This is a genomic window from Pseudomonas sp. R3-18-08 (assembly GCF_003852065.1).
Classification (GTDB): domain Bacteria; phylum Pseudomonadota; class Gammaproteobacteria; order Pseudomonadales; family Pseudomonadaceae; genus Aquipseudomonas.
Genome location: NZ_CP027729.1, coordinates 1,588,511 through 1,614,869 on the forward strand (window position 1 = coordinate 1,588,511; position 26,359 = coordinate 1,614,869).

Genomic DNA, 26,359 nt, shown 5'->3' on the forward strand with positions numbered 1-26,359 from the left:
CGATGCGTTTTGCTGTTCTCGGTAGCGGTAGCCAAGGGAACGGCACGCTGGTCGCCCACGACGACACGTACGTACTGGTGGATTGTGGTTTCTCGTTAAGAGAAACCGAGCGGCGCCTGCTGCGCCTGGGGGTTCACCCCGCGCAGCTGAGCGCGATTCTGGTGACCCACGAACATGCCGATCACGTGCATGGCGTGGGTTTGCTGTCTCGGCGCTACAATCTTCCGGTGTACCTGAGTCGCGGCACGTTGCGCGGGATGCGCAAACCCGTTGAACCCGCAGGTTTCCTGGCGGGAGGCGAGCAACTGCAGATCGGTGCCCTGAGCATCAGTGTTGTCGCGGTCGCTCACGATGCCCAGGAACCCACGCAATATGTATTCAGTGACGGCGAGCGGCGCTTCGGTGTGCTCACCGACCTGGGTTCCTACTGCGCCAAGGTGCTGGACGGTTACCGCGACCTCGATGCCTTGATGATCGAGTCCAATCACTGCCGAGACCTGCTGGCTCGCGGTCATTACCCCTACTTTCTCAAGCAGCGGGTGGGCGGCGAACTGGGACATTTGAACAACCATCAGGCGGCGTACCTGGTGTATGAGTTGGGCTGGCAAGACCTGCAACACCTGGTCCTGGCCCACCTGAGCAGCAAGAACAACCTGCCGACGCTTGCCCGGCAATGTTTTGTCGACACCCTCGGGTGCGACCCGGACTGGCTGCAACTGGCCGATCAAGATTCAGGGCTCGACTGGCGACATATCGCCTAGCCCACCTCACTCAAAGCGGAGCCCATCATGGAAAAACGTGAAGAACTCTACCGCGGCAAAGCCAAGTCGGTATACAAGACCGACGACGCCAACCGCCTGATCCTGCTGTTTCGCAACGACACCTCGGCGTTCGACGGTAAGCGCATCGAGCAGCTTGATCGCAAGGGTATGGTGAACAACAAGTTCAACGCTTTCATCATGCAGAAACTCGAAGAGGCCGGTATTCCGACCCAATTCGACAAACTGCTGGGCGACAACGAGTGCCTGGTCAAGAAGCTCGACATGATCCCGGTCGAATGCGTCGTGCGTAACTACGCTGCCGGCAGCCTGGTCAAACGCCTGGGCGTGGAAGAGGGCCTCAAGCTCAATCCCTACACCTTCGAACTGTTCCTGAAGGACGACGCCAAGGGCGACCCGTTCATCAACGAATCGCACGTCGTGGCCTTCGGCTGGGGCACTGCTGAACAATTGGCGCGCATGAAAGAGTTGTCCCTCAAGGTCAACGACGTGCTGAGCAAATTATTCGACGACGCCGGCCTCTTGCTGGTGGACTTCAAACTCGAATTCGGCGTGTTCCACGACGGCTCCATCGTCCTGGGTGACGAATTCAGCCCTGACGGCTGCCGCCTGTGGGACAAGGACACCAAGAAGAAGATGGACAAAGACCGCTTCCGCCAGGGCCTCGGTGACGTTATCGAAGCCTACGAAGAAGTCGCCAAGCGTCTCGGCGTACCGCTTTAATCGACGCAAGCATCTGATAGCACGGAAAAAAATCTCAACAGAGCTTTGCTTCCACGAAACAGGCTGTTATGATGCGCGCCGTTGGAGAGATGCCAGAGTGGCCGAATGGGACGGATTCGAAATCCGTTGTACCTTCACCGGTACCTAGGGTTCGAATCCCTATCTCTCCGCCATAAATACCTAAGAAATCCCGCGAGTTAGACGCTCTGCGGGATTTTTTTTGCCCGCTAGATTGTGCATCAACTATCAAACGATGTGCGCCATTCAATGGACGTTCATGCTTGACCGTGGCTACCAGGGGACGGGGCATTTTTTTAGACGAGCGGTGCGCCACGATGCATCGTTGACTCGGCAGCAGCCGCATTTCTGGATTGGCGAGCAGCTTGAAGAACGCATGAGCATTGCTGTTTGTGGCGTGCTGATGGATGCGCTGCTGTTGATGCCTGACGATTGACGTCTACGATTCACTCGGGTTGGTCCTTGCTCTATGGGTGTGGGTTCGAAACTATCACCGTAGATCAATACCAGCCTTACTTCCTTTTTTTCGTAATCACATCAGCTAGTTAGCAGCTAAGTGAGTACCATTCAAATAAGTCCCCTTTTTTACAAATACGTGAGCGACACAAAGTAATTGCCGTCGAGAGCGGCACCCTTTCTATCGGCATGATTGCTTAAGCCCGCGCACTGGGGGGCTCGGGATAGATATCAATCCCCCTTTTTCACCGGCATGGACCTGCCCTACTGAGTTTCGAGCGTTAAAAAATCAAAAACAGTATGACACAGGCTATATATAGCCTTGGAATATAAGGTAAAAAGAGCATGCAAAAAAAATATAAAAAACTGTCACTTATAACAGGTTACCTGAATTCTAACTTCTCCCATCATTAAACGCAGCGTCGTTGCGATTCTAACGGCGTTTACAACAATGCTTAATAAAAATTGAGGAGTACATGACATGGCACAAACACCAGTCATCCACGGAAATGGCGGTCTTGGATGTGGCCCCACCCCCCGGCTATGGGGGACGGCAGAACCAAATCAATCGGTCAGAATTATTCAAGCCAATACTGGCGTGCAGTATGGACAAGGAGTGGCAGGCCCCGACGGGCAATGGGCTATCGACGTAGATCTCTCGAGTACTGGCCAATGGGTTACAGTTCAGGCCCAGTCCTATGTAGTTGAATCTGATCTTAATACATACTCACCTTATAGTGCACCTATAACCTTACAGAAGTAACATTCAGCACTGAGTTATAAAAAAACGGCCAAGCAGACTTTGTGAAAACCTAGCAATCTGCGCGGCACTCAAAGAAAATGCTCCGTATCGAAAGATACGGAGCATTTTCGTTATGGCCTACATCTAAGGAGAGCCGCGCAGTCAGACCTGCCTGTTCCCGGTCTCGCTGGAAGAGTTGATCCCCGAGGATCACCTAGTTCGTGTAATCGATCTTTAGTAAGCGCGCCATAAAGCCCACATTCCAACTCGAAATCTAATGACTGATGCTGTGCTCCCGATGTCTTTCAGGAGCCAGCCGTCATGATGTGCCCGTGTTTAATGGGCTGGTTTTTTCGGCGAACTTGCACTCTTCAGATGATGCCTTGCGAATGCAGTTGTGAACCTCAACCAAGAGCTGAGATTCGTGGATATCTGCGGGATTCGCCACGAGGCGGACTCCACCCTGATTGAACGCCTACGCAACCAAGCGAGAGCAAAACTGCCGATTCTTGAGGTCTGAGCGAAGCTTTGGTACGAGCGATCCAGCTGCTTCTTTCTTCGAGTACTTAGTTCCTACCATTTGGCGGGCATAGATGATTGCGTTTTCAACGACAGTGTCCTTGTCCAAGTGGTTTAAACGCAGAACAGTTACGCGATCCGGAGAATCAAACAGTAGGTCCGGATGCGGCCACTCTCAATATTCAGCGCGCCTGCGAGGCCGCTCTGGCCATAGGGCAGCATCTAATACGTCGTGAGCGCCTGGGCGTTCCCCAGGGCGCTCGTGATGTGTTCGAATTGCTGGCACAGGGCGGATGGGTGGATCCTTCTTTGTTGACCAACCTGAAAAATATGGTCGGTTTCCGCAACATCGCAGTGCGTGAGTATCAGACGCTTCAATTGCCGATCACGGTTGCCATCATTACTAAACACCTGGGCGATTTTCTGGCTTTCAGTTCACATGTTTTAACCAGGGATTCGGGCCAGCCGCCCGCTTCGAAAGACGCTCCATAATGCGTTAGCGCACCCGTGTAGCCGGCAGCTAATTCTCAGTCACCAGATCGGGCGTGGAAGGCAATCGGCTCCGCTCGTCTACAGAGTGCGACGCCTGAAGCTTCGGTTTTTTACCCTTTGATTCTGCTGACGGCTTTTTATCGGTTTCCCGCACCGTTTCCCGTGGCCTCTTCTTCGCCTCGTCCGCAGTTACATATTCCCCTGTGACGGCATCTCGATATTTTGTTGGCATATAAGCTCCCTGAAAGTATGTCGCCAAACCAGCGACCTTCTCAGGCTAGTCCAAGGAATTACGCACGCCCGTCTTGCGCTGGGAATTCTCATTACCAGGCTTTTCAATAAGCATGTTCAATAATCATCCACGCTCAAAATGAAAAAGCCTGCTGAACTCACGCTCAGCAGGCTTTTTCGCGGTCTCAACCCGGTCAGGCCGGCTGCGCCACCAGGCTATTACTCACCTTGCGCCCCAACACCAATACCGTCGCAAAACCACATCCCACCAACATCGTCGCCAGGCTCAACAACACCGAGCTACCCATCTGATCGACAATTCGTCCACCAAAGAACGAGCCCAGGGCAATGATCACCTGAAACAGCGCGACAAACAGTGGCATGCCGCGCTCCACGTCCTTGGGCGCCACGACGAACATCCAGATGCTGGCGCAGGCCGGGAACGCACCGAAGGCGAAGCCCCAGAGGGCGATCAGCATCGCGGCGCCGGTCATGCCGGTGGCGAAGTAGGGGAACAGCGCGGTGCTGGTGCCGATCATCAGCGCGACCAGCAGCAGGGTGTTGCGTACGCTGCGGTTGGCGGCGAAGCCGGCGAAGACGTTACCCATCACGCCCGCCACGCCATACAGCAGTAACAGTGAGCCAATTGTCGGGCCGTCAAAGCCTGAACTGTTTTTGAAAAACGGCGCGACATAGGTGTACGCGGCAAAGTGTGCCAGGCCGATCAGCAGTACGGCGATCAACCCGACCCGAGCTTGTGGGTTGATGAACAAGGCCGGCAGGTCGCGGATATGAATGGCTTTTTCCGGGGTAAGTCGGGGCAGCAGGAAAACCTGCGCCAGCAACACCGGAATGCCCACCAGTGCGGTGACCAGGAAGGTCATGCGCCAGCCCATCAAACCGCTGAGCCAGGTGCCGACAGGCACGCCCAATACGGTGGCCAGGGTCACGCCCATCATGATGATCGAGGTGGCTTTCGCAACGCCCACGCCCTTGGGCGCCAGCCGTCCGCTGAGCGCAATGGCCGTGGCCCAGAAGCCGCCAATGCTGATGCCGAGCAGTACACGACCGAACAGCAACAGGCTGAAGTCACTGGCGAAGGCCACCACCGAGTTGGCGATGATCATCACCAACGTCAGGCCGATCAGCAGGTAGCGACGGTCCATGGTGCCGATGCTGACTGACAGAAACGGCGCGGCAAGCGCGGCCATGATGCCGGGCAGGGTCACCATCAGCCCGGCGTGACCGGCGCTGATGCCCAGATCGCTGGCGACATCGTTGAGCACGCCCACCGGCAGAAACTCGCTGGTCACCAAGGCGAATGCGCCCACGGCGACCGAGAGAATCGCCAGCCACTGCTGTTTGACACTTTGTTGGTTATGTTCGGGAAGCCCGCTAGGGGCCTGGCTCGCGCTTGGCATGGGATTGGGTTCCAACAGGAATGTCGCCTGAAGCCAGGCGGGGGAGGGAATTCGGAAGGGATTATAGGAAGCAGTATGGGCAATCGGGCAGGCGCTCGTTTCGATAGTAATCATCAGTGCCATCGATGTGACGAGGCGTGCACTTATTCAATCAGCGAGAAGAATACTAAGAGCCTGCTGACCCGTTTTCAGCAGGCTGTTTTATCCAGTGTTGGACGTTAACTCTCATCTCCCTGCAACAACGCCGTGTAGTCTTGCCCGCCGTAAAATATCCCCACTATCGATACCGTTTCGCAGCCAGCCCTCACCCTGAAAGCAATGAGGGTGGTGCGACGATAATTGGTGACGCGCAAGCCTGTCAGCAGGTCATCACGACGCAAGCCACGCAAGGGGAACAGGGCGAGGCTTTCACAGTAGCTGACGAGATTGTCGATAAAACGCGCAGCCACAGGCGGGGAGCCGACAGCATTGATGTAGTCTTCAAGGGCATCGAGTTGCGCCAGGGCTTCAGGCGAAAAGACTACCGAATAGCTCACGCTTTCCCTGTGCCTTTGCGCTGACGTTTGACTGCCATGTGTTCGCGGACCTGTTCAGCGGATAGCCCGAGCTCAGGCTCAGCCTCGAGAGCGGTCGCTGCCGGAATGACTTCATCCCTCAGCCAGTCGTCCATGGCGCGGTCACGTGCCAGCAGCACGCGCAGTCCGTCGCGAATCACTTCACTTTCGCTGGCATATTCGCCGGCAGCCACCTTGGCCTTGACCAGGGCAGCCATTTCAAGGGGCAACGTGATGCTCATTTGCTGGGTTGAGCGCATTTGGATGTCCGCCAGAGGTGAGTAGGATTCAATCCTACTTGACCATTGGCGCGATGCAAGAAGCAGCTGATCGATGCCGATATCCGGCGTCTCGTCGTCCATCCAGAAGTGATAGGTTTCCATGTGGTGTTGCCTCTCCCGTTGTGTAGGTCAGGCCGCAAGTATTGACCCGTTTTGGCGATTGCGCGGTCTGGAGACGCTGATAAGCTGCTGATATGTATGACTTCATATGTGTAACAGAGTTATCTCGGCCAGCCCGCCCGGCACGCATGGCATCCCACCGGCTCCCATACGATAATGCCCGCCACCCCCGACCACTTTGGCCTGCCTCCCGTGATCATCAACTTCGACCTCAATGACCTCCAAGCCTTCCGCGCCGTGGTAGACAAGGGCAGTTTTCGCGGCGCTGCCGAGGCCATCCGAATCTCCCAGCCGGCCCTCAGCCGGCGTATCGAAAAGCTGGAATCCGCGCTCGACGTCAAACTGTTCGAGCGCACCACGCGGCGGGTCAGCCTGACCATGGTCGGGCGGGCGTTCCTGCCCCAGGTCGAACGCATGCTCGACGACCTCGACATCGCCTTGATGGGCATCAGTAACGTCGCGTCCACGCGCATGGGCAACGTCACCATCGCCTGCGTGCCGTCCACCGCGTATTACTTCATGCCTCACGTCATCTCCGAATTCCACAAGCTGTATCCGAAAATTCGCCTGCGGGTGCTGGATGCCAGTGCCGGTGAAGTGTGCAATGCGGTGGAGAGTGGCGAGGCGGATTTTGGCGTGAGTTTCAGCGGCAGCCTGGCTGATGAAGTGGAGTTTGAGTTGTTGCTGCAGGAGCGCTATGTGCTGGCCTGTCGTCGTGACCATCCGTTGGCCGCGCGTGAGAGCGTGACGTGGACCGAAGCCTATGAGCATGACTACATCACGGTGGACAAAACCTCGGGCAACCGCTTCCTGCTGGACCAGGCCCTGCGCGGCGTGCGTGTGAAAAAGCCGAGTATCTGCGAGACCCACCACGTGACTACCATGATCGGATTGGTGGAGGCGGGGTTGGGCGTGGCGATGGTGCCGTCGATTGCGATGCCGGCGTGCGAACACCCGATCCTGGTGAGCGTGCCGCTGGTGGAACCGCAGGTGATGCGCAATGTGGGCTTGATCAAGCGCCGCGGGCGGACATTGCCGCCGGCGGCGCTGGAGCTGGAGCGGCTGGTGCGGGAGATGCCGTTTCGGTCAGCGTGACACCGAGTCCAGGCCGGTGGATTGCACCACCGGTTGAGCTTCGGGCGACGCCATGAACTGCAGCAACGCCTTGGCCTCTTGCGGATGTTCGGCGTTTACCGGAATGCCCGCTGCAAAACGCGTAACGGACTGCACGTCCTCCGGGATCTTACCTACAAACGTCACGCCCTTGACCGGCAGCAACTCCGCCACCTGTTGCAAGCCTACTTCGTAGTCACCCTTGGCCACCTGTTCGCCCACCGGCGCGCGTTCGATCATGGTGCCCTTGGCGGGCATGCCGAGCTTTTTGAACAGCTCTTTCTCGACATACACACCGCTGGCGCTGTCCGAATACGCCACTGACTTGGCCTTGCTCAGCACGGCCTTGAGTTCGGCATCGGTGCCGATCGACGGTTTGACCGCGCCTTCCTTGACCACCAAGCCAATCCGCGAATCCGCCAGTTCCACGCGGGAGGCGGGGTCGACCTTGCCTTGTTTGATCAGCTCATCCAGGGCGTAGCCGACCATGATCACCACATCGGCGTGTTCGCCACGGGCCAGGCGGTTGGGAATCGCTTCCGGCGCCTTGCCCATGGACGGGCCGAGGATAGTGTCGAGGGTGTCACCGCTGTGCTTGGCATATTGCGGGCCGAGCAATTTATACGCGGCAGTGAAGCCACCGGAGGTCATCACCTTGAGTTCCTCAGCCTGGGCTGACAGCGCCAGGGCGCCGAGGACTACGGCCGTGAGGGTTTTGAACAGCGGCTTCATTGTGCGGCCCCCTGCATGACCTGGTCACGGGCATTGGCGCGGCGATACAGCGCCAGGGTAGAACATAGGGCACACAGCGCAGCGAATATCATCCAGTAAGCCGGCGACGCTTTATCTCCGGTGAGGTGAATGAACCAGGTGGAGATCGCGGGCGTGAAGCCACCGAACACCGCAGTTGCCAGGCTGTAGGCCAGGGAGAAGCCTGCGACGCGCACTTCTACCGGCATGATTTCAGTCAGCGCCGGGATCATCGCGCCGTTGTACATGCCGTAGAGGAAGGAGAACCACAACAGGGTCTCCAACATATGCGCAAAGCTTGGCGCGTTGACTACGTAGGACAACGCAGGATAAGCCGTAAGAACGGTCAGCACCGTCATGGCCACCAGCACCGGCTTGCGGCCGAAGCGGTCGCTCAGGGTGCCGCCGATCGGCAGCCAGACAAAGTTCGACACCGCTACCAGCAACGTCACCAGCAGCGCGTCGGAGGTGCTCAGTTGCAGCACGGTCTTGCCGAAGGTCGGTGCGTACACGGTGATCAGGTAGAACGCGGTAGTGGTCATGGCCACCATCAGCATGCCGCCAATCACCACGGTCCAGTTTTTCACCAGGGTGGCCATCACTTCACGCATGGTCGGGCGGTGCTTGCGGTTGGCGAACTCTTCGGTTTCCTGCAGGTTGCGCCGCAGCACGAAGATAAACGGAATGATCACGCAACCAACGGCGAACGGAATGCGCCAGCCCCAGTCGGCGACCACGGCCGGCTCCATCCATACGTTCAAGCCATAGCCCAGTGCGGCGGCGACCACAATCGAGATCTGCTGGCTGCCCGACTGCCAGCTGGTATAGAAGCCCTTGCGGCCCGGCGTGGCCATCTCGGACAGGTACACCGATACACCGCCCAATTCCGCACCGGCCGAGAAGCCCTGCAGCAAACGCCCCAGCAGCACCAGCAAGGGTGCCCACAGGCCAATGGTCTGATAACCGGGCACCAGCACGATCAACAGCGTGCCGCTGGCCATGATCGACAGGGTCACGATCAAGCCTTTGCGCCGACCCACGTCGTCGATATAGGCACCCAGGATGATCGCGCCCAACGGCCGCATCAGGAAGCCTGCACCGAACACGGCGAAGGTCATCATTAATGATGCAAATTCATTGGCGGCGGGGAAGAAGGCAGCGGCGATGTAGGTGGCATAGAAGCCGAACAGAAAGAAATCGAACTGTTCGAGAAAGTTGCCCGAAGTAACGCGCAGTACGGCGCCTGCTTTCGAGGAAGCAGCCGCAGGCCGGGAAGGGCTAGTCATGGTTTTGTGTCTCCAGCGTTCTTTTTAAAGTGCTTGTTTCGCTTAAGACTTGGGATAGTGGCTGACACATTTAGAAATGATAAGTGACAAATTTGGATAGATTGATGCGTCTTGGCTATCAATCGAAAGAGCCGCCGGAATTGTCGGTCCTGTTCTACGCTTGAAGCTGGGTTCAATGCTTACGAATGGGAGGTGGCTATGGGTGAGGAACACAAACAGCACAATGAGCCGGAGCGTGAACAGCCTCGGCAACGACCTGAGGAAGAAAAACCGCAAACCTGGAAGCATCCCGACGATGGGACTGAGCTTTCAGAGCGGGATCAGGAATTCCCTTTGAAACCTTGATGTCAGGGACGACGCGAGCCAACTGTGCAAACCCGATGCGTCGACCGACATAGACGCCGCCCCGTTGCCTTTCTAAACTGCGGCTTGTCTTGGGGAAGGGGCGGGCGCCGATGAATCGCAATGAATTACGCAAGGCCGATATCAACCTGATGGTGGTCTTCGAAGCGCTGATGCTCGAGCGCAACGTGACCCGGGTGGCGGAGAAGCTGTTTCTCGGCCAGCCGACCATCAGCTCGGCCCTCAATCGTCTGCGCACTTTGTTCAATGACCCGTTGTTCATTCGCGTCGGCCACCGCATGGAGCCCACCGCACGCGCCGAAGAAATCATCCAGCACTTGTCGCCGGCCCTGGATTCATTGTCGTCGGCCCTGAGCCTGACCCATGATTTCGACCCGTCCATCAGCACCATGACCTTTCGTATCGGCCTGTCCGATGACGTTGAATTCGGCCTGCTGCCGCCGTTGCTGCGGGCTCTGCGTCAGGAGGCGCCGCAGGTGGTGTTCGTGGTGCAGCATGTGGATTACTGGCGCATTCCCGACCTGCTGGCCTCCGGCGATATCACCGTCGGCATCACCCAGACCCGCGGCCTGCCGGCGAATGCCAAGCGTAAACTGTTGCGGCATATCCGGCCTTGCCTGTTGCGCGCCGATGCGTCCGACACACCGCTGACCCTCGACGAATATTGCGCACGGCCCCATGTGCTGGTGTCCCACACCGCCAACGTGGCCGGGTTTGCCGATGAATGGCTGGCGGAGATCGGCCGCAAGCGGCACGTGGTGCTGTCGGTGCCGCAATACAGCTCGCTACCGGCGCTGCTCGCCGGCACCGACATGATCGCCAGCCTGCCGGACTACACGGCCCAGGCCATGGCCGCTGGCGGGAACCTGTTCTGCGAGGCGTTTCCATTTGAAACGCCGACCCTGGACTTGTCGATGGTCTGGCTCAGCCACGTCGACACCGACCCGGCAGAACGCTGGATGCGCTCGCGGCTGGAGGCGTTCATGAGTGATCGAGGGCTCGGCGTCCAAGTCTGATTCACCGTTTCGCAAAGCAGCCGCAGGGAGTGACAAGCTGCCAGCGCCAAGCTGACAGCCACCCCGGCATCGCTTGCCGCTTTAACTTGCCGCTTGCAACTGCTCCTCACACACCTTCACCACTTGCTCGCGAAACCAGGTATTGGCGTTGTCCTGTTCGCTGGTTTCATTCCACTGCATATCCAGGGTGAAGCCCGGCAGACCATTCGGCGCTTCGCAAAACCCGTACGCCGCAGTCGACGCCAGCAGCTTTTGCACGCGGCGGGGCAGGGTCACGATGAAGTCGGTGCCGCTGATCATCTTCAACGCCGCGCTGTAGCTGTTGGCCCGCGCGATCACCTGGCGTTTGTGGGCCTGGCGCGCCAGCCAGCCGTCGATCATGTTGGTGTCGGACGTCCAGGGCGTGGGAAACACGTGGCGCCGCTCGACGAAGGCCTGCAGGCCGAATGCCGGTTCCCGGGGCGCCGCGCGTTTATCGAAGACGCATACCAGGTCATCTTCGAGCAGCATTTGGGTCTTGAAGTCTTTATGGGCACGGTGAAAATTCGGGCCGAAGCAGATCACCAGGTCGAGGCGGCCTTCGCGCAAGTCGTCGGCGGGAATCTCGGCTTCCAGCTTGCGCACGTTGACGATCACCGGCAGGTCGGCGCGGTCGAAGTTTTTCAGCAGGCGCGGCAGGATCAGCTGTTCGAAGTATTCCGGGGCGCACACATTGAAGGTCACGGCCTCGCGGGTCGGGTCGAAGGCCTGGCCACCGGCATGGCACAGGTTGATGCTTTCGAGGATTTTCTGCACATGGCCGTACATCGTGGTGGCCTTGTACGTCGGACGCATGCCCGCGCGGGTGTTGATAAACAGCTCGTCTTCGAAACTGGTGCGCAGTTTCTTCAGGCTGTAGCTCACGGTGGATTGGCTGACGAACAGCGTTTCGGACACGTCGGTAACGCTGCTCTGGTCGTAGACAGCGATAAACACCATCAAGTCCTGCATATCGAGCTTTCTGAGCAAGTTACTGTTTAGCATCGGTTCCGTCCGTAAAACCCTTTGTACCGAACTCAGTACAAGACTGCGCAAAATGTTAACGGAACGCTCGTACCAATAGAAAGCTCTGTAGGACTCTTCTATGTTTTGGGTGGGACAAAAAGTGTTTACAACACGACCTCAGCGGATATGTCGCGCGTAATGTGCGGGATTGAAGCGAGTGACCATCAGCAGCATCACCACCACCACGGCCGCCAATGACCACCAGGCCCATTCGAAGCTGCCCAATTGGTCGCGGATCATCCCGGCGATCAGCGGCGAGAGGCCGGCGATCAGGTAGCCGACGCCCTGCACGAACGCGGTCAGGCCACCGGCACGGCGCGGGTTGTCGAGGTGGTCGAGGGACAGGATCAGGCTCATCGGAAACAGGCCGCCGATCCCCAGGCCGAGCAGGCACGGCCACACCAGGCTCAGGTGCTGCGGGCTGAGGATCAGGCCGCAGAAGCCGATGATGATCAGCACCAGCAAGACCGCGACCACGCCGCGTTTATCCTGGCGGCGATTGGCGATGGCGGGGGTCGCCAGGCCGGAGACGACCTCCATGGCGGTCAGCAAACCCAGCAGCAAACCGGCCTGCTGTTCGCTCCAGCCTTGCTCGACGTAATACGGCGCCAGCCACGCCAGCACACAGGTGTAGCACGCCGTGCCAAGGCCGAAAAACAGCGCCAGCAGCCAGGCCCGGCGATTGCCGAAAAACGACGCCTGCGGGCCGCTGTCGACCTGAGGCAAGGGCGGCAACGCCGAGCGCTGGGCGTACCAGAACACCAGCCCCAACAGCGCCAGCCCCGCCCATATCGCAAGACCCATGCGCCAGCTGCCGGTGTGCACTTGCACAAAGGGCGCAAACGAGGCGGCCAGTGCCGCGCCGCCCATGATCGCGGTGACATACAGGCCCATGAACAACGAAACGTCAGCGTTGAAGCGCGACTTGATAAGCGCCGGCATCAACGCCTGGATCAGCGCGATCCCGATGCCTGCAGCAATGGCGCTGACAATCAGCTCCAGCGCTGAATCCAGCCACAGCCGCGACACTGTCGCCACGCCGATCACCAGCAGCGACACCACGATGCTGCGGTGTTCGCCAAAGCGCCTGGCCAGGCCCATGCCAAAGAACATCGCCAGGCCCATGCCCATCACCGGCAACATGGTCAGCAAGGCCGCGCTGCTGAAATTCAGCGGCACCTCAGCGCGAATCGACGACAACAAAGGCCCCACGGCCGCCATCGACGGGCGCAGGTTGAGGGCGACCAGCACCACACTGATCATCAGCCACACGGCGGTGGTGGGTTTTGCCTGAACGTTTTCCATCGGCCTGCCTTGAATGAACCAGGGCGCATCAGGCCATGGTGGGCGAGGGCAGGCAAATGAGAAAGTCGTTGGAGCTATTGAAAAAATGCTTTATGCCCCAGCGAATTGCGCAAATTGCCACGGGTATTGAATGTCGTCGCGTTTGTCCTGTGCGCTCGTATGGGTCGGCCGCCAGTCGGTTCGCTGCGCAACCACAAGCCCGAGGTAGGGGGCGGCCGTGTCGAGGATAAGCGTATGGTCCATATCCTCGGCCTCGACGATACCCCGGTCAGGATTGCGCACCGCCCAGACCATTCCTGCGAACACCCCTGCGGCGACCTGCAGGCTGGTGGCCGTATTGAACGGCACTAGAACCCGCGCCTGGTCAACCGACAGCATCGAGCCAAACCAATAGGCATTCAAGGCATGTCCCATGAGCAATACCCCGAGCGCATCGATCCCGCCGTCGGCAACTTCACTCCCCATCACCCGTTTGCTGCGCGGAGGCGCCCAGTCGTTACCGATCAACTCGTTGATCGACAACAGTGCGTCGTCGCAGCAGCGGTAGGCATAGTGCAGCGTGGGGCGATAAATCACCTCGTCGTGTTCGCGTAGCGTCAGGTAATCGGCCAATGAGCAGGTTTCATGGTGGGTAATCAGCAGGCCCAGGCAGCTGCCCGCCACGGGTGTCCAGGTTCTGACGGGCACGGTGGCGCTGGGGTGATCCAGATAGATCGCGTTTTTCGCCCCGGTACGATGGCGTCGTGCGTCTTTGCGCCAGTGTCGTTCATGGGTGCCCCACGCCAACTCTGCTGGCTGCCCGGCCTCGCTGATAAAACCGTCGACCGACCAGGTATTGATGAACTCTCCAGCTTGTCTGGGCTGGGTGGAGCGTTGCGTATCGTGCTCGGCGATATGCACCACCTTGACCCCCATCTGCATCGCCAGGCGCGCCCACTGCACTTGGCCGTCAGCGAGGGGCGCCGGGTGCTTCAACTCGTCAGCCAACCGCATCAGGCCGGCCTTGAGCAAGTGTGAAATCAAGCCCGGGTTGGCGCCATGGGCGACCACCGCCGTAGGCCCCTTGCCGAGCCTGTTGCGCAGCGTGAGCATTTGCTGGCGCAAGGCGTAGTTGGTGCGTTGGGCGCTGGACAGTGCCGGGTCGATATAACCGCCAGCCCAGGGTTCGATACAGGTGTCGAGGTACAGCGCGCCTGCATGGGCGGCGTAAGTCATCAGGGCGATGGAGCTGACGTCCACGGATAAATTGAGCAGGAAGTCGCCGCGGTCGACATATCGGTCAAGCAAGGCTTCGTAGTTGTCTTCGTCCAGGTGCGCTTGGATAAAGATGATGTTGTTGGCTTCAAACCATGAAGTTTGCTCAAGCACGGGCGCAATCACAGTGATGGTGCGCAGGATCAGCGTTTCTTGTTGTAGCAACAGCGGCAACGTGGCTTTGGCGATTGAGCCAAAGCCAATCACCACGAGATTGCCGGAAAATATCGATAACTTAGCCATGCAGCCTCCTTGTGCATCAACACGGTGCATGGCTTGAATATTACGGCGTTGTACCCAGGCGTCTACTGGCAGAATTAACAGGGTGGTTGAAGTGATCCACAGCTCAAAATGGTCTCCTGCATCCACAGCCGCTGATGGATTGGCTGCACACATGCGGGAGGTGGCTTGCCCTAATGCCACTGTAGGAGCGAGGCGCCCGCCTCGCTCCTACAGTGGACTACTTTTGCTTAATTGGCGGGTGTCAGTAGCCAACGGTGAAGCGTTTGCGCGAGTGTTTGGGGGCTTCCACTTCATCGAGCATGGCAATGGCGTAGTCGGCGAAACTGATCGAGCTTGTCCCATCGGTGTTGACCAGCAGCTCATCCTGGCCCAGGCGGAATTTACCGGTGCGCTCGGTTCCATCGAACAGGGCCGACGGCGACAGGAAGGTCCAATCCAACTCCTTTTCCTGACGCAGCGCTTCCAGGAACTCAGCCCCCGCACTGGCTTCAGTTTTGTATTCAGCCGGGAAGCCCGGGCTGTCGATCACCCGGCTGCCGTCCGGCAGCAGCAGCGAACCGGCGCCACCTACCACCAACAGGCGTTTGACCCCGGCCTTCTTGACCGGGCCGATCACGGCGCTGGCAGGCAAGGTGGCGAAGTGCGCCGCACTGATCACCACATCGCTGCCGCTCACGGCCTGTTGCAGGGCATCGGCGTCCAGGGCATCAACGCGTTTGGCCGTGACGCCAGGGCGTGCGGCCAGGGTGTCGGTATTGCGCGCGATGGCGGTGACGGTATGCCCACGGCGCAGCGCTTCTTCCAGCAGTTGGCTACCGGCACGGCCGGTGGCACCAATGATTGCGATCTTGCTCATGACGTTCTCCAGTCAGGTCAGGGTTTAAAACCAATTACCACTTCATTTCGCCCTTGGCGACTTTGGCGCTCAATTCCAGCGAGCTTTCGTCGGCGAGGGTCGGGTAGCGCTTTTTCATCGCCGCGATCAGGGCGGCGGAATCCTTGGCCTTGGCGGTTTCGCTGTCGAAGGCCTTGATGTAGCCGGCGGTGAACGTGACCGAGGCCGGTGATGGAGTGCCCAGGTAATGGCCCGGAATCACGGTGGTCGGCTTCAAGTCTGCAATACGTTGCAAGGTGGCCAGCCAATCCTTGTGGGACTGCGGGGTCTGGGTGTCAGCCATCCACAGGTGAATGTTTTGCGCGACCACCACGCCGCCGACCACGGCCTTGATCGACGGAATCCACACAAAACTGCGATCCGGCTGCGGGCCGTCCAGGCCGATGACTTCCAACTGCTGTCCCTCCAGCGTCAGGCTGTGGCCTTCGAGCACCTGTGGCACGACGGTCTTGGCCGGTTTGTCGGCGCCCATTTTCGGGCCCCAGAACGCCAGCTTGGCGGCGACGGTGGCGTTGATATGGTCGACCACCGGTTGGGGCGCAAGCACTTTCGCCTCGGGGAATGCGGCGGTGAGGGTGTCGAGGCCGAAGTAGTAGTCCGGGTCGCCGTGGCTGATGTAGATGGTGGTCAGGTGTTTGCCGCTGGCGCGGATGTTCTGCACCAGTTGCTCGGCCTGGCTCTTGCCGAATTGTGCGTCCACCAGGATCGCGTCCTTGGCACCGCTGACCAGCACCGAGCTGACCGGGAAAATCGCGGCTTCGCCGGGGTTGTACACCTCGAGTTTCAACTCTGCCGCCAGTGCGTGGGCGCTGAAGGCCAGGGCGGCTGTCGCCAGAGTTAAGCGTTTGAAGGTCGAGAACATCGGGCAGCTCCTGCCATCGGTAAGGGGTGCACAGAGCTTAGTTGCATAAAACATCACAAAAAATGCGATGCTGGGACATAGTTTGTTTCTGAAATCGGGCAAATCATGGATCGTCTTCAAGCAATGCGCGTGTTTGTCAGCGTGGTGGACCTGGGCAGTCAATCTGCCGCCGCCGATCATCTGGACCTGTCGCGCCCAGTGGTCTCGCGCTATCTGGCCGAACTGGAAGATTGGGTCGGCGCGCGCCTGCTGCACCGCACCACGCGCAAGCTCAGCCTCACGGCCGCCGGCAGTGAAACCCTGCCGCGTTGTCGGCAATTGCTGGAACTGTGCGCTGATATGCAGGCCGCCGTCAGCGAGCCCGATGAGACCCCGCGGGGCCTGCTGCGCCTGAGTGTCAGCACCTCGTTCGGCCAGGCGCAGTTGGGCGCGGCCATTGCCGAGTACGTCAAACGCTACCCGTTGGTGACGGTCGATCTGCAGATGCTGGATCGCACGGTGAACCTGGTGGATGAGCGCATCGACCTGGCGATTCGCACCAGCAACGACCTGGACCCGAACCTGATCGCCCGGCGCCTGACCGTGTGCCGCTCGGTGGTGTGCGCCACCCCGGCTTATCTGCAGGTGCATCCGGCGCCGCAGAAAGTCGAAGACCTGGCCCGGCACAACTGCCTGACCCACTCCTACTTCGGCAAGAACCTGTGGCATTTCGAGGAAAACGGCGAGCATGTGTCGGTGCCCGTACACGGCAATATCACCGCCAACGAGGCCAGTACGTTATTGCGTGTCACGCTGGCTGGGGCAGGGGTGGCGATGCTCCCCAGCTATCAGGCCGGCGACCTGATCCGCAGCGGTGAACTGGTGCGCTTGCTGCCGGGAGCCGAGCCACGGCAGATGAATATCTATGCGGTGTACGCCTCGCGCAAGCACATGCCCTCGGCGTTGCGCAGCCTGCTGGATTTTCTGGTGTTGCGGTTTCCCGAGGCGCCTGCTTGGGATGTCGGTCTCTGAGGCGACATAAACGGGCTGAATGGCCTGCAATCATGGCAACTTGCCCGGACTGACCTATGCTTTAAACAGCACCGTATAGATCTGTTCAGAGGTGTGTCATGAGTATTAAAACCAGAAAGTACCTGATGATTTTCAGCCTGTGCGCATTGGCTACCGCGCTGTACGGGACGGCCGCGTATCGCGTGGAACAGACGCGCATGCAGCCTACCTTTGCGATCAGTTGCCATCAGGATATGTGTGTGCCCCGCAGCGGCAGTTTCAGTGCCTTGCGTTGATGCCGGACACGCTGCAAGCCGCCGATGTTTAATGCTGTGGGCTATCGGCCTTCAGCTGCTCGCGAAACGCTTTCGGTGAGAATCCGACCCTGCGGCGGAACAAGCGTGAGAAGTTGGTCGGGTCGGAAAACCCCAGCACTTCCGACATTTCATTGATCGTCATGCTGGTGTACGTCAGCAGGCGCTTGGCCTCCAGCAATTGGCGGTCATGCATGATCTGCAAGGCTGGCTGCCCGCCCAACTCCCGACACGTCCCATTCAAGTGTGAGACCGAGATGCCCAACTTGTGGGCCAGGTCTTCAATCTTGGGGTGTTCGCGGTAATGCTGTTCGACCAACTGGGTGAAGCGTCGGAAATATTCACGGCTGCGTGGCACCCTGGGGTGGCGGCGCTGGATTGCCTGGCGGCTGACCCACACCAGCAGCACGCTGACCAGGGCGTGCATCATCATGTCGCGTGCCGGTTGATCGTCGGCGTATTCGTCCTGCAAACGGGTGAACAGGTTGTTGAGGTAATCACTGTCCTTGCCCGCCGGGTAGTTGCCCAGGGCGTGCAGGCCATCGACCGTGCTGCCCAGTTGCGCCTGCAAGTGGCTGACCAGGGGCGCCGACAGGGTCACCACGTAACCTTCGACATCTTCGGAAAAACGAAAACCGTGCACACACAGCGGCGGCAGTACCTGCAGGCTCGCTTCGTTGAGCGTGGTGCGCTGGCCTTCGATTTCCAGGTGTGCCTGGCCTTTGTGCACGTACAGCAGCTGGCAGAGATCCGCGTGCCGGTGGGGTTGGATTTCCCACTGGTATTCCCGACTGCGCCGGGAAATGGTTTCGCAGTGCAACAAATCGGGGGTCGGCCACTGTTGGCTTTCCCCGTAAAGCTTGAAGACCGGAATCGCGGTGTTGGTCATGGTTTCAATCCGATACTCAGGAAGTGGTCGGTAATCGCCCCGATTGGCAAAAAGCGCAGGCTTTGAAACAGTTTTCACCTTCTTATGCTGCTCGCTCAAGTGAAAAATGTCAGCCACACGTCCACTGACAACTCTTTCACTCGTTCGGTTCGGGTGAAGCCTACAGGCCATAAGAATAATGAAAACGCTGAAAACCCAAGTCGCCATTATTGGCGCCGGTCCTTCCGGACTGTTGCTCGGCCAGTTGCTGCACAATGCTGGCATCCAGACCCTGATCCTAGAGCGCCAAACCGCCGATTACGTGCAAGGCCGCATCCGCGCCGGGGTGCTGGAGCAAGGCATGGTCGACCTGCTGCGCGAGGCCGGTGTCGGCCGACGTATGGACGCCGAGGGCCTGGTGCATGACGGTTTCGCCGTGGCGCGCGATGGCCGACTCACGCACATCGACCTCAAGACCCTGACCGGCGGCCAGTCGGTGATGATCTACGGCCAGACCGAAGTCACCCGCGACCTCATGGCCGCCCGTGCAGCAGCCGGCGCCACGACATTGTATGAAGCCTCGAACGTACGCCCCCATGACCTGAAAACTGAACGCCCCTGGCTGACCTTCGAGCATCAGGGCCAGGCCTTTCGCCTGGAGTGCGATTACATCGCCGGTTGTGACGGCTTTCACGGCGTGGCCCGTCAGTCGATTCCGCCCGAGGCGCTGCAGGTGTTCGAGCGCGTCTATCCGTTCGGCTGGCTGGGCATGCTTGCCGATACGCCGCCGGTGCACCCGGAGCTGGTGTACGCCAAGCATCCCCGTGGCTTTGCGCTGTGCAGCATGCGTTCGCCGACCCGCAGCCGTTACTACTTGCAGGTGCCCGCGCAGGAGCCCTTGGCCGACTGGTCGGACCAGCGCTTCTGGGATGAGCTGAAAACCCGCCTGCCCGGCGACCTGGCTGAACGATTGGTCACCGGGCCGTCCCTTGAAAAAAGCATCGCACCGCTGCGCAGCTTTGTGGTGGAGCCGATGCAGTACGGGCGCCTGTTCCTGCTCGGCGATGCCGCGCACATCGTGCCGCCCACCGGCGCCAAGGGCTTGAACCTGGCGGCCAGTGATGTGAACACCTTGTTTCGGATCTTGCTCAAGGTCTATCGCGAAGGGCGCGTGGAGTTGCTCGAGCGGTACTCCGCCATCTGCCTGCGGCGGGTGTGGAAGGCCGAACGGTTTTCCTGGTGGATGACCTCGATGCTGCATCAATTTCCCGAGGCGGACGGCTTCAGCCAGCGCATTGCCGAGAGCGAGCTGGATTACTTCATTAACTCCGAGGCGGGGCGCAAGACCATCGCGGAAAATTACGTCGGGCTTCCTTACGAAGCTATCGAATAGCCTGCTATCGTATTCGGCATTCCCGCTGGCTGCCTTTGCCTGCGGGCCCTGCTCGAAGGTTCTGCCGTGACCCCTCTCAATCAGCCCGCTCCAACCGTTCCCGCCGTGCGCAGCATCCTCGCCGCGCTGATGCTGGCGATCTTTCTCGGTGCGCTGGACCAGACCATCGTCGCCGTGTCGATGCCGGCCATTTCCGCGCAATTTCATGACGTCAACCTGCTGGCCTGGGTGATCTCCGGCTACATGGTGGCGATGACGGTGGCGGTGCCGATCTACGGCAAACTCGGCGACCTGTATGGACGGCGGCCGATGATGTTGATCGGCATGGGGCTGTTCACCGGCGCCTCGCTGTTCTGTGGCTTGGCGCAAAGCATGGAGCAGTTGGTGTTGGCGCGGGTTCTCCAGGGCATCGGTGCCGGCGGGATGGTCTCGGTAAGCCAGGCGATCATCGGCGACATCATCCCACCCCGCGAGCGCGGGCGTTACCAGGGCTACTTCAGCAGCATGTATGCCGTGGCCAGCGTCGCCGGGCCGGTGTTGGGCGGTTATATGACCCAATACCTGTCCTGGCGTTGGGTGTTCCTGATCAACCTGCCGTTGGGCGCAGTCGCCTGGTACGTGGCCCATCGCACCCTGGTGGGGTTGCCGGTGCCACAACGCAAACCGATCATCGATTACTTCGGCACCGTGCTGATGATCATCGGCTTGACCGCTTTGTTGCTTGGTATCACGCAAATCGGCCAGGGCCATGCCTGGCGTGACGATCAAGTGCTCGGGCTGCTGGCCTGTGCGCTGTTGGCGTTGAGCGTGTTCGTATGGCATGAACGCCGCGCGCCGGAGCCGTTGTTGCCCATGCACCTGTTCGTCAACCGCAGCGCGGTGTTGTGCTGGTGCACGATTTTCATCACCAGCTTCCAGGCGATTTCCCTGACCGTGCTGATGCCGCTGCGTTACCAGACCGTGACCGGCGCCGGTGCCGACAGCGCGGCCCTGCACCTGCTGCCCCTGGCGATGGGGTTGCCGATGGGCGCCTATTTCGCCGGGCGCATGACGTCGGTGACGGGCCGCTATAAACCGATGATCCTCAGTGGCGCGGTGTTGAGTCCCCTGGCGATTTTCGGCATGGCCTACAGTGCGCCTGAGGCAGTCGGGCTGACGTCATTGTTCATGCTGTTGTGCGGGATTGCTGCGGGGATGCAGTTTCCGACTTCGTTGGTGGGGACGCAGAATTCGGTGGAGCAGCGTGATATTGGCGTGGCGACCAGTACGACCAACCTGTTCCGCTCCCTGGGTGGGGCGGTGGGGGTGGCGTGTATGTCGGCGTTGCTGTTGGCGTTGTTGCAGGATGGGAGTTTTGTTCATTTGGCCAGTGGTGCGTTGGTGGGCGAGGGGGGCTCTGGGAATGTGCTGCTTGATGGGCTTAACGCTGCGCCCGGGGCGGCGCGGGATGCGTTGCGAGGGGAGTTGGCGGTGACGTTTCGGCATTTGTTGATGGTGAGTGCGGGGGTGTCGTTGTTGGGGTTGGTGGCGGCAGTGGTGATGCCGGATCGGGTGTTGCGGGGGCTTGGGGATAAGCGCTGATGGCTTGGGGCGTGGCGGCCTCTGGGCCGACCAGGTCGTTGGGGGTGACTGAGTACATATCCGTTATTTAGGTAACGGCGGCTTATGGTTCCGCTCTTACAGCCAGCCCTTTCAAGGTCTTTGATAAAATCCCGCAAAACTCCGATCAGGGTGACGAAAGCGATGTGGGCAGAGGTTCTAGCGCGGTTTGAGAAAAAAGCACCGGCCAGTGTCATGACCAGAGTGATATTGGAGCAGGCTGTTCCTGCTGAATGGGTCGACCAGGTGTTCGAAGAGCACCGTCAGCGGCAGTACCCACGAGAGCTTTTGTTTTCAACCATCGTTGAACTGATGTCCCTTGTTTCATTGGGTTTGCGACCTTCGCTGCATGCCGCCGCGCGACAGATGGAAGATCTTCCTGTCAGCTTGGCGGCGCTGTATGACAAGGTCAGTCGTACAGAGCCTGCGCTACTGCGCGCCCTGGTCACCGGTAGCGCAGAGCGTTTGGCACCGACGATAAAAGAACTGGGGCACACAGCCATTTTGCCTGGTTGGCAACTACGGGTCGTTGACGGTAACCACCTGCCTTCCAGCGAAAAGCGTCTGGGCGCTTTGCGCCGTGAACGAGGCGCCGCCCGGCCTGGTTTTTCCGTTGTGGTTTACGACCCCGATCTGGACCAGGTCGTTGATCTTCAGCCTTGTGAAGATGCCTATGCCAGCGAACGCGTCAGCGTGCTGCCGTTGCTGGAAAAGGCCAGCGCGGGGCAACTGTGGATGGCTGATCGACTCTACTGCACGCTCCCGGTCATGCAGGCCTGCGAAGATACCGGGGCCTCGTTCATCATTCGCGAACAGAGCAAACATCCACGCCTGCTTAAGGAAAGCGACTGGCAGCTGCCTGTTGCGGTCGCGGCAGGCAGCGTGCGCGAGCAAATCATCGAAGTAAAAGGTGGACGACAGTGGCGGCGAGTCGAACTGAACCTGCAAAACCCCACCGAATCCGGCGACGCTACGCTGCTGTTCTGGAGCAACTTGCCCGACTCTATCAGTGCTGAGCAAATCGCCGATTTGTACCGCCGTCGCTGGAGCATCGAAGGGATGTTCCAGCGCCTGGAAGCGGTGTTGGACAGTGAAATCGAAACCTTGGGCAATCCTAAGGCAGCCCTGTTGGGATTTGCATCGGCCGTGTTGGCTTACAACGTTCTGGCCGTGCTCAAACGCAGCGTCGAACAAGCTCATCGCCAAACTCTGCCCGACGACTGGGAAGCATCGATTTTTCACCTGACGGTGCAGGTACGCAGCGGTTACGAGGGGATGCAAATAGCCTTGCCAGAATATTTATCCATCCCTATCCCCGCAGCGGGGCTGGCTCAATACCTGCTTGCCCTTGCTCGAAATATCCAGCCCAAAGCGGTCGTCAAGAGCAAACGGGGGCCGAAGGTGCCTAAACCCAAGGAATGGCTGGAAGGCAAAGCCGCGAATGCCCATGTGTCGACGGATCGGGTGCTCAAAGCCGCTAAAATCAAAAGACCTTGAAAGGGCTGGCTCTTACAGCGGGTCACTTTTGGAAGGACCCAAAAGTAACCAAAAGGTCCTCGCCCCACCACTCGGCACCTCGCTTAGGCTCGGTGTGCCCGAACGCAGGCTTGAATCCGTGGGCCGCCGCCATGCGCCATCCATGGCGCAGGGCGGCTAACCCGGCGTCCTGCCGGGTTACCCACGGATTCAAGCCTGCGTTCGGCCAGCGTGGTTAACGGGGCGACTGAGATCAAGATCCAAAGCAAGAGCAAGAGCCAGATCAAAAGATTGCTGACTTCGTCAGCGTCTAAGGAAGTAGAAGCGACACCGCGCACGCTTCAATAATCAGGTCGGCTTTAAGGCCGCCTCGCTTTGCTTTTGCTTTTGCTTTTGCTTTTGATCTTAAGCGCCCCGTTAAACCACGCTGGCCGGAATTCGATAGGGATTTGGGGGGTAAACCGGCAGGACGCCGGTTTAGCCGCCCCGCGCCATGGATGGCGCGTGGCGGCGGCCCCCCAAATCACTGTCGGATTACGGGCACACCGAGCCTGGGCGAGGTGCCGAGTGGTGGGGCAAGAGCCCTTTGGTTACTTTGGGGCTTTTCCAAAGTGACCCGCCGTAAGGGCGGAACCCTAAGCCGCCGTTACCTAAATAACGGATATGTACTCAGTCAACCCCACCCCCATCAGGGACTGTAATACCCCACCGCCACCATAAAATGCCCCGCCTTACGCACATAAGCATGCTTATTCTCAACCTTCCCCGTCACCGGATTCTTCCACCGATATTTGTACTCCCCCTGATCCTGCTCAGTCATCAGTTGAAGAATCGGCTCACCCACAGGCTTCCCATCCGGGTCCTTGACCTTGGCAAAATCCGTATTGATCAAGCGCAGGTTGGTGCCATGGGCCACATAGCGCCGCGTATCCAGGTCCACCACGAACACGTAGAGATCGTCCTGCAGGAAACCACCCTGCAATGAGTTGATCGCCTTGAGCGTCCCCGCTTCATCCTTCACCAGCGCGTTCACCGCTTTGTTGCGCAGCGCCCGTGCCTGTTCCGGCGTAGCCCGTGGCAGGTAATAGCCGACCGCCAGGATGCGCTCGCCCACTCGCTGGTAAAACACGTGCTTGTGCTCGACCTTGCCGTCATTCCAGTTCTGCCAGCGATAATCGGCCTGCTGGATACCCTGGCCTTCGGGCGCGCTGATAGCTTGCTTGAACGAAGCCTGCAGATCAGGCCCAAGTACCTCGGACACGTCTCGACCGATCAGGGCCGAAGAGGGGCCGCCACTGGCCAGCAGCACGCCTTTGGTATCGACCACGAATACGTAGCGGTCCTGGTCGATGAACTCACCTTGGCGGCTGAAAGCGGCCAATGCCTTGTCACCGTTGCTCTGGTAATACGCCAGGGCTTTTTCCAGCAGCGCCTTGGCCGCCTGGGCCTCCGCATCCTGGGCCGTGGCGGCGTGCACCTGGCTACAGCACAACAGCAATAGCCAGGTGAATCGCAGCAGTGTGTTCATTTACCGTCCCTCGATTTTATTGGAATGACAAGAGCGTAGACGGTCGGCGAGGGAATCGTGGCGCAAGCTGATCAAGGCGCCGCCAGCCACTGACTGACGATGCCGTCATACACCCCGGTCGCCACGCTCAGGTGCAACCATTGGTCGACGTAGCTTTTCCAGGCCACGTCATCGCGCGGCAGCAGGAAGGCTTTCTGGCTGTACTGCATCTGCCGCTCGGGGTTGACCGCGCACAGTCCCGGTTTTTGCTTTTGCTGGTACCGCGCTTCGCTGGCGTCGGTGATCATCACGTCGGCCTTGCCCGCCAGCAGTTCGTCAAAAATCGTCACGTTGTCGTGCAGGCGTATCTGCGCCTGGGCCAGGTGGGTGCGGGCAAACACTTCGTTGGTGCCACCCGCCGGCTCGATCACCCGCACCTGGGGCTGGTTGATCTGTTCGACGCTCTGGTAGCGCTGCACGTCGGCGCAGCGCACCAGCGGGATCTTGCCGTCGACGCCCAGCGGCTGGCTGAAGAAGGCTTTTTTCTGGCGCTCCAACGACACCGAAATACCGCCCACGGCAATGTCGCAGCGTTGCGCCAGAAAATCCGGCATCAGGGTTTTCCAGGTGGTGGGCACCCAGGTGATCGTCGCGTTGAGGCTCTTGGCCAGGGATTCAGCCATGGCGATATCAATGCCTTGATAGCGGCCATCGGCACGCAGCGAGGTGTAGGGCATGTAGTCGCCGGTGGTGCACACCGTCAGCGTGCCACGCTCGATGACTTCGTCGAGGCGTGACGGGCGGGTATCGGCCAGGGCGGTGGTTGCCATGCTCGCCAGTACACACAGGGCTAGAGGTGCTTTCATGCGGTCGAATCCTTGGGGCAGGTCGGGTGGTCATTATTGACAGCGCGGGGCAGGGGAACAAGCTGCGCCGGCGGTTTAGCCCAATGGCAATGGCGTCCCGAATCATCAACGGAAGGCCCGGAGGGCTTTCGACCTTTTTTTCACGTTGCAGTGGTTAAGCTGCGGACCAAGGTCGTTCTACTTCCGTTATAGCCACATGAGCCCGCGATGTCGTCACAGCCTCCATCCTCCATCGAGACCGAATTCACCGAGCGCCATGACCGTGAACATGCCAGGGTCTGCGGTGATACTCGTCCGCCCGGGCTGTTGCAGCGCCTGGCCGCATGGCGCGATGCGCGGTTGGTACGCCATGCGTTGAAGGTCGCCGGGGAGCCGGGGTTGATCCTGGACCTGGCCTGCGGCTCCGGGCGGTTCTGGCCGGTGCTGGGCGAGCATGTCAATCGGGTGATCCTGGCGTCGGACAATTCCCAGCAAATGCTCGACCATGCCCGCACCCACCATCCGGCGGCGCTGCTCAAACGCGTCAAGACATTCCCCGGTTCGGCGTTTTCCATCGGCCTCTCAGCGAATGCGGTGGATTGCATCTTCTGCCTGGAGTTGTTTCGCCATGTGCCCAGCACCGAGGTGCGCCTGGTGTTGCTGCGCGAATTTCACCGGGTCAGTCGCGATACCGTGATTGTGTCCGTGGACGCGCGTACGCCGGTTGAGGAGGAGTTCCGCCAGGCGGGCTTCAAGGTTTTGAATCATCGGGAGTTCCTGCCGGGCTCCAAGCTCTGGTGTGTCTACGTCCTGCGTAAGAGGGGATAACTCCCGCCTGTCGGATTATTCGTCATCTCCTGTCTGAGTTTTCATGGTTGCCTGTGCACTGCGGATGCTCGC

The 26,359-nt window shown here is 59.5% G+C and carries 25 protein-coding genes and 1 tRNA gene; 13 read left to right on the forward strand and 13 right to left on the reverse strand.

The genetic code is table 11. The features are described 5' to 3' along the window. Positions 1 to 2 precede the first annotated feature (2 nt). From C4J92_RS07245 to C4J92_RS07260, 5 genes are all read left to right on the forward strand, one after another. On the forward strand, positions 3 to 761 hold the full coding sequence (locus C4J92_RS07245; protein ID WP_124369961.1) for an MBL fold metallo-hydrolase: 759 nt from the start codon (positions 3 to 5) through the stop codon (positions 759 to 761). A gap of 27 nt (positions 762 to 788) precedes the next feature. Further along, positions 789 to 1,502, forward strand: a complete 714-nt coding sequence (gene purC / locus C4J92_RS07250) for a phosphoribosylaminoimidazolesuccinocarboxamide synthase (protein WP_048726015.1) — start codon at positions 789 to 791, stop codon at positions 1,500 to 1,502. A gap of 83 nt (positions 1,503 to 1,585) precedes the next feature. Further along, positions 1,586 to 1,675: transfer RNA gene (locus tag C4J92_RS07255), tRNA-Ser, on the forward strand. A 104-nt stretch (positions 1,676 to 1,779) separates the two neighbouring features. After that, on the forward strand, positions 1,780 to 1,956 hold the full coding sequence (locus tag C4J92_RS26935; protein WP_164487518.1) for a hypothetical protein: 177 nt from the start codon (positions 1,780 to 1,782) through the stop codon (positions 1,954 to 1,956). A gap of 1,359 nt (positions 1,957 to 3,315) precedes the next feature. After that, positions 3,316 to 3,729 carry a DUF86 domain-containing protein gene (locus C4J92_RS07260; protein ID WP_256657460.1) on the forward strand — a complete coding sequence of 138 codons (414 nt, stop codon included), beginning with the start codon at positions 3,316 to 3,318 and terminating at the stop codon, positions 3,727 to 3,729. 425 nt (positions 3,730 to 4,154) lie between these two features. Here C4J92_RS07260 and C4J92_RS07270 read toward each other — a convergent pair whose 3' ends face one another. The 3 genes from C4J92_RS07270 to C4J92_RS07280 all read right to left on the reverse strand — a co-directional run bounded on the left by C4J92_RS07270 (position 4,155) and on the right by C4J92_RS07280 (position 6,195). Continuing rightward, complete coding sequence (locus tag C4J92_RS07270; RefSeq protein ID WP_124403382.1) at positions 4,155 to 5,381, reverse strand: MFS transporter; 1,227 nt, start codon at positions 5,379 to 5,381, stop codon at positions 4,155 to 4,157. Positions 5,382 to 5,599: 218 nt separating this feature from the next. After that, entirely contained in the window at positions 5,600 to 5,917 is a 318-nt protein-coding gene (locus tag C4J92_RS07275) for a type II toxin-antitoxin system RelE/ParE family toxin (RefSeq protein ID WP_124403383.1), read from the reverse strand. Further along, positions 5,914 to 6,195 carry a type II toxin-antitoxin system ParD family antitoxin gene (locus tag C4J92_RS07280; RefSeq protein WP_177412808.1) on the reverse strand — a complete coding sequence of 94 codons (282 nt, stop codon included), beginning with the start codon at positions 6,193 to 6,195 and terminating at the stop codon, positions 5,914 to 5,916. Before C4J92_RS07280 ends, C4J92_RS07275 begins: the two co-directional genes overlap by 4 nt. Before the next feature lie 333 nt (positions 6,196 to 6,528). Between C4J92_RS07280 and C4J92_RS07285 the strand changes: the two genes are divergently transcribed. Next, positions 6,529 to 7,431 (forward strand): LysR family transcriptional regulator, encoded by a 903-nt coding sequence (locus C4J92_RS07285; RefSeq protein ID WP_065886461.1) that lies wholly within the window; start codon positions 6,529 to 6,531, stop codon positions 7,429 to 7,431. Here C4J92_RS07285 and C4J92_RS07290 read toward each other — a convergent pair. Further along, positions 7,423 to 8,181, reverse strand: coding sequence for a substrate-binding domain-containing protein (locus C4J92_RS07290; protein ID WP_124403384.1), 759 nt, complete (start codon positions 8,179 to 8,181; stop codon positions 7,423 to 7,425). The genes C4J92_RS07285 and C4J92_RS07290 overlap by 9 nt on opposite strands. Continuing rightward, on the reverse strand, positions 8,178 to 9,485 hold the full coding sequence (locus C4J92_RS07295) for an MFS transporter (RefSeq protein ID WP_124403385.1): 1,308 nt from the start codon (positions 9,483 to 9,485) through the stop codon (positions 8,178 to 8,180). Before C4J92_RS07295 ends, C4J92_RS07290 begins: the two co-directional genes overlap by 4 nt. A 455-nt stretch (positions 9,486 to 9,940) precedes the next feature. Here C4J92_RS07295 and C4J92_RS07300 point away from each other — a divergent pair, with 455 nt between their 5' ends. Continuing rightward, positions 9,941 to 10,864, forward strand: coding sequence for a LysR substrate-binding domain-containing protein (locus C4J92_RS07300; RefSeq protein ID WP_124361748.1), 924 nt, complete (start codon positions 9,941 to 9,943; stop codon positions 10,862 to 10,864). Between the two features lie 81 nt (positions 10,865 to 10,945). Here C4J92_RS07300 and C4J92_RS07305 read toward each other — a convergent pair whose 3' ends face one another. From C4J92_RS07305 to C4J92_RS07325, 5 genes are all read right to left on the reverse strand, one after another. Next, positions 10,946 to 11,887, reverse strand: coding sequence for a LysR family transcriptional regulator (locus tag C4J92_RS07305; RefSeq protein ID WP_124403386.1), 942 nt, complete (start codon positions 11,885 to 11,887; stop codon positions 10,946 to 10,948). 138 nt (positions 11,888 to 12,025) lie between these two features. Continuing rightward, a complete protein-coding gene (locus C4J92_RS07310; RefSeq protein WP_124403387.1) occupies positions 12,026 to 13,213 on the reverse strand; it encodes a cyanate transporter in 1,188 nt (395 codons plus the stop codon). Positions 13,214 to 13,303: 90 nt separating this feature from the next. Then, a complete protein-coding gene (locus C4J92_RS07315; protein ID WP_124403388.1) occupies positions 13,304 to 14,710 on the reverse strand; it encodes a saccharopine dehydrogenase NADP-binding domain-containing protein in 1,407 nt (468 codons plus the stop codon). 241 nt (positions 14,711 to 14,951) lie between these two features. Further along, the gene (locus tag C4J92_RS07320) at positions 14,952 to 15,566 is read right to left on the reverse strand and encodes an NAD(P)-dependent oxidoreductase (RefSeq protein ID WP_124403389.1); all 615 of its coding nucleotides are present in this window, start codon (positions 15,564 to 15,566) and stop codon (positions 14,952 to 14,954) included. 34 nt (positions 15,567 to 15,600) lie between these two features. Continuing rightward, entirely contained in the window at positions 15,601 to 16,467 is an 867-nt protein-coding gene (locus C4J92_RS07325; RefSeq protein ID WP_124403390.1) for an MBL fold metallo-hydrolase, read from the reverse strand. A 105-nt stretch (positions 16,468 to 16,572) separates the two neighbouring features. Here C4J92_RS07325 and C4J92_RS07330 point away from each other — a divergent pair, with 105 nt between their 5' ends. Together C4J92_RS07330 and C4J92_RS26940 are read left to right on the forward strand one after the other, a co-directional pair. Next, a complete protein-coding gene (locus C4J92_RS07330) occupies positions 16,573 to 17,478 on the forward strand; it encodes a LysR family transcriptional regulator (RefSeq protein WP_124370005.1) in 906 nt (301 codons plus the stop codon). 98 nt (positions 17,479 to 17,576) lie between these two features. Continuing rightward, entirely contained in the window at positions 17,577 to 17,753 is a 177-nt protein-coding gene (locus C4J92_RS26940; protein ID WP_164484515.1) for a hypothetical protein, read from the forward strand. 28 nt (positions 17,754 to 17,781) lie between these two features. Here C4J92_RS26940 and C4J92_RS07335 read toward each other — a convergent pair whose 3' ends face one another. Continuing rightward, positions 17,782 to 18,660: a helix-turn-helix domain-containing protein gene (locus C4J92_RS07335; protein WP_124361755.1), complete on the reverse strand. Its 879-nt coding sequence runs from the start codon at positions 18,658 to 18,660 to the stop codon at positions 17,782 to 17,784. Between the two features lie 187 nt (positions 18,661 to 18,847). Here C4J92_RS07335 and pobA point away from each other — a divergent pair, with 187 nt between their 5' ends. The 3 genes from pobA to C4J92_RS07350 all read left to right on the forward strand — a co-directional run bounded on the left by pobA (position 18,848) and on the right by C4J92_RS07350 (position 23,128). Beyond that, positions 18,848 to 20,032, forward strand: coding sequence for a 4-hydroxybenzoate 3-monooxygenase (pobA, locus tag C4J92_RS07340; RefSeq protein ID WP_177413197.1), 1,185 nt, complete (start codon positions 18,848 to 18,850; stop codon positions 20,030 to 20,032). 66 nt (positions 20,033 to 20,098) lie between these two features. Further along, positions 20,099 to 21,613 carry an MDR family MFS transporter gene (locus tag C4J92_RS07345; protein WP_124403392.1) on the forward strand — a complete coding sequence of 505 codons (1,515 nt, stop codon included), beginning with the start codon at positions 20,099 to 20,101 and terminating at the stop codon, positions 21,611 to 21,613. 213 nt (positions 21,614 to 21,826) lie between these two features. Further along, positions 21,827 to 23,128 carry an IS4 family transposase gene (locus tag C4J92_RS07350; RefSeq protein ID WP_124404373.1) on the forward strand — a complete coding sequence of 434 codons (1,302 nt, stop codon included), beginning with the start codon at positions 21,827 to 21,829 and terminating at the stop codon, positions 23,126 to 23,128. 667 nt (positions 23,129 to 23,795) lie between these two features. Here C4J92_RS07350 and C4J92_RS07360 read toward each other — a convergent pair. Together C4J92_RS07360 and C4J92_RS07365 are read right to left on the reverse strand one after the other, a co-directional pair. Then, the gene (locus C4J92_RS07360) at positions 23,796 to 24,635 is read right to left on the reverse strand and encodes a cache domain-containing protein (RefSeq protein ID WP_124403393.1); all 840 of its coding nucleotides are present in this window, start codon (positions 24,633 to 24,635) and stop codon (positions 23,796 to 23,798) included. Between the two features lie 71 nt (positions 24,636 to 24,706). Continuing rightward, positions 24,707 to 25,480, reverse strand: coding sequence for a transporter substrate-binding domain-containing protein (locus C4J92_RS07365; protein WP_124403394.1), 774 nt, complete (start codon positions 25,478 to 25,480; stop codon positions 24,707 to 24,709). Between the two features lie 207 nt (positions 25,481 to 25,687). Here C4J92_RS07365 and C4J92_RS07370 point away from each other — a divergent pair, with 207 nt between their 5' ends. Continuing rightward, complete coding sequence (locus C4J92_RS07370; protein ID WP_124361761.1) at positions 25,688 to 26,287, forward strand: class I SAM-dependent methyltransferase; 600 nt, start codon at positions 25,688 to 25,690, stop codon at positions 26,285 to 26,287. The last annotated feature ends 72 nt before the right edge of the window (positions 26,288 to 26,359 follow it).

Coding starts and splice junctions, on each gene's coding strand:
- C4J92_RS07295 (WP_124403385.1), bottom strand. CDS start 9,485: ATGACTAGCCCTTCCCGGCCTGCGGCTGCTTCCTCGAAAGCAGGCGCC.
- C4J92_RS07305 (WP_124403386.1), bottom strand. CDS start 11,887: ATGCTAAACAGTAACTTGCTCAGAAAGCTCGATATGCAGGACTTGATG.
- C4J92_RS07270 (WP_124403382.1), bottom strand. CDS start 5,381: ATGCCAAGCGCGAGCCAGGCCCCTAGCGGGCTTCCCGAACATAACCAA.
- C4J92_RS07320 (WP_124403389.1), bottom strand. CDS start 15,566: ATGAGCAAGATCGCAATCATTGGTGCCACCGGCCGTGCCGGTAGCCAA.
- C4J92_RS07245 (WP_124369961.1), top strand. CDS start 3: ATGCGTTTTGCTGTTCTCGGTAGCGGTAGCCAAGGGAACGGCACGCTG.
- C4J92_RS07290 (WP_124403384.1), bottom strand. CDS start 8,181: ATGAAGCCGCTGTTCAAAACCCTCACGGCCGTAGTCCTCGGCGCCCTG.
- C4J92_RS07300 (WP_124361748.1), top strand. CDS start 9,941: ATGAATCGCAATGAATTACGCAAGGCCGATATCAACCTGATGGTGGTC.
- C4J92_RS07325 (WP_124403390.1), bottom strand. CDS start 16,467: ATGTTCTCGACCTTCAAACGCTTAACTCTGGCGACAGCCGCCCTGGCC.
- C4J92_RS07365 (WP_124403394.1), bottom strand. CDS start 25,480: ATGAAAGCACCTCTAGCCCTGTGTGTACTGGCGAGCATGGCAACCACC.
- C4J92_RS07360 (WP_124403393.1), bottom strand. CDS start 24,635: ATGAACACACTGCTGCGATTCACCTGGCTATTGCTGTTGTGCTGTAGC.
- C4J92_RS07370 (WP_124361761.1), top strand. CDS start 25,688: ATGTCGTCACAGCCTCCATCCTCCATCGAGACCGAATTCACCGAGCGC.
- C4J92_RS07310 (WP_124403387.1), bottom strand. CDS start 13,213: ATGGAAAACGTTCAGGCAAAACCCACCACCGCCGTGTGGCTGATGATC.
- C4J92_RS07315 (WP_124403388.1), bottom strand. CDS start 14,710: ATGGCTAAGTTATCGATATTTTCCGGCAATCTCGTGGTGATTGGCTTT.
- C4J92_RS07335 (WP_124361755.1), bottom strand. CDS start 18,660: ATGACCAACACCGCGATTCCGGTCTTCAAGCTTTACGGGGAAAGCCAA.
- C4J92_RS07330 (WP_124370005.1), top strand. CDS start 16,573: ATGGATCGTCTTCAAGCAATGCGCGTGTTTGTCAGCGTGGTGGACCTG.
- C4J92_RS07280 (WP_177412808.1), bottom strand. CDS start 6,195: ATGCGCTCAACCCAGCAAATGAGCATCACGTTGCCCCTTGAAATGGCT.
- C4J92_RS26940 (WP_164484515.1), top strand. CDS start 17,577: ATGAGTATTAAAACCAGAAAGTACCTGATGATTTTCAGCCTGTGCGCA.
- C4J92_RS26935 (WP_164487518.1), top strand. CDS start 1,780: ATGCTTGACCGTGGCTACCAGGGGACGGGGCATTTTTTTAGACGAGCG.
- C4J92_RS07350 (WP_124404373.1), top strand. CDS start 21,827: ATGACCAGAGTGATATTGGAGCAGGCTGTTCCTGCTGAATGGGTCGAC.
- purC (WP_048726015.1), top strand. CDS start 789: ATGGAAAAACGTGAAGAACTCTACCGCGGCAAAGCCAAGTCGGTATAC.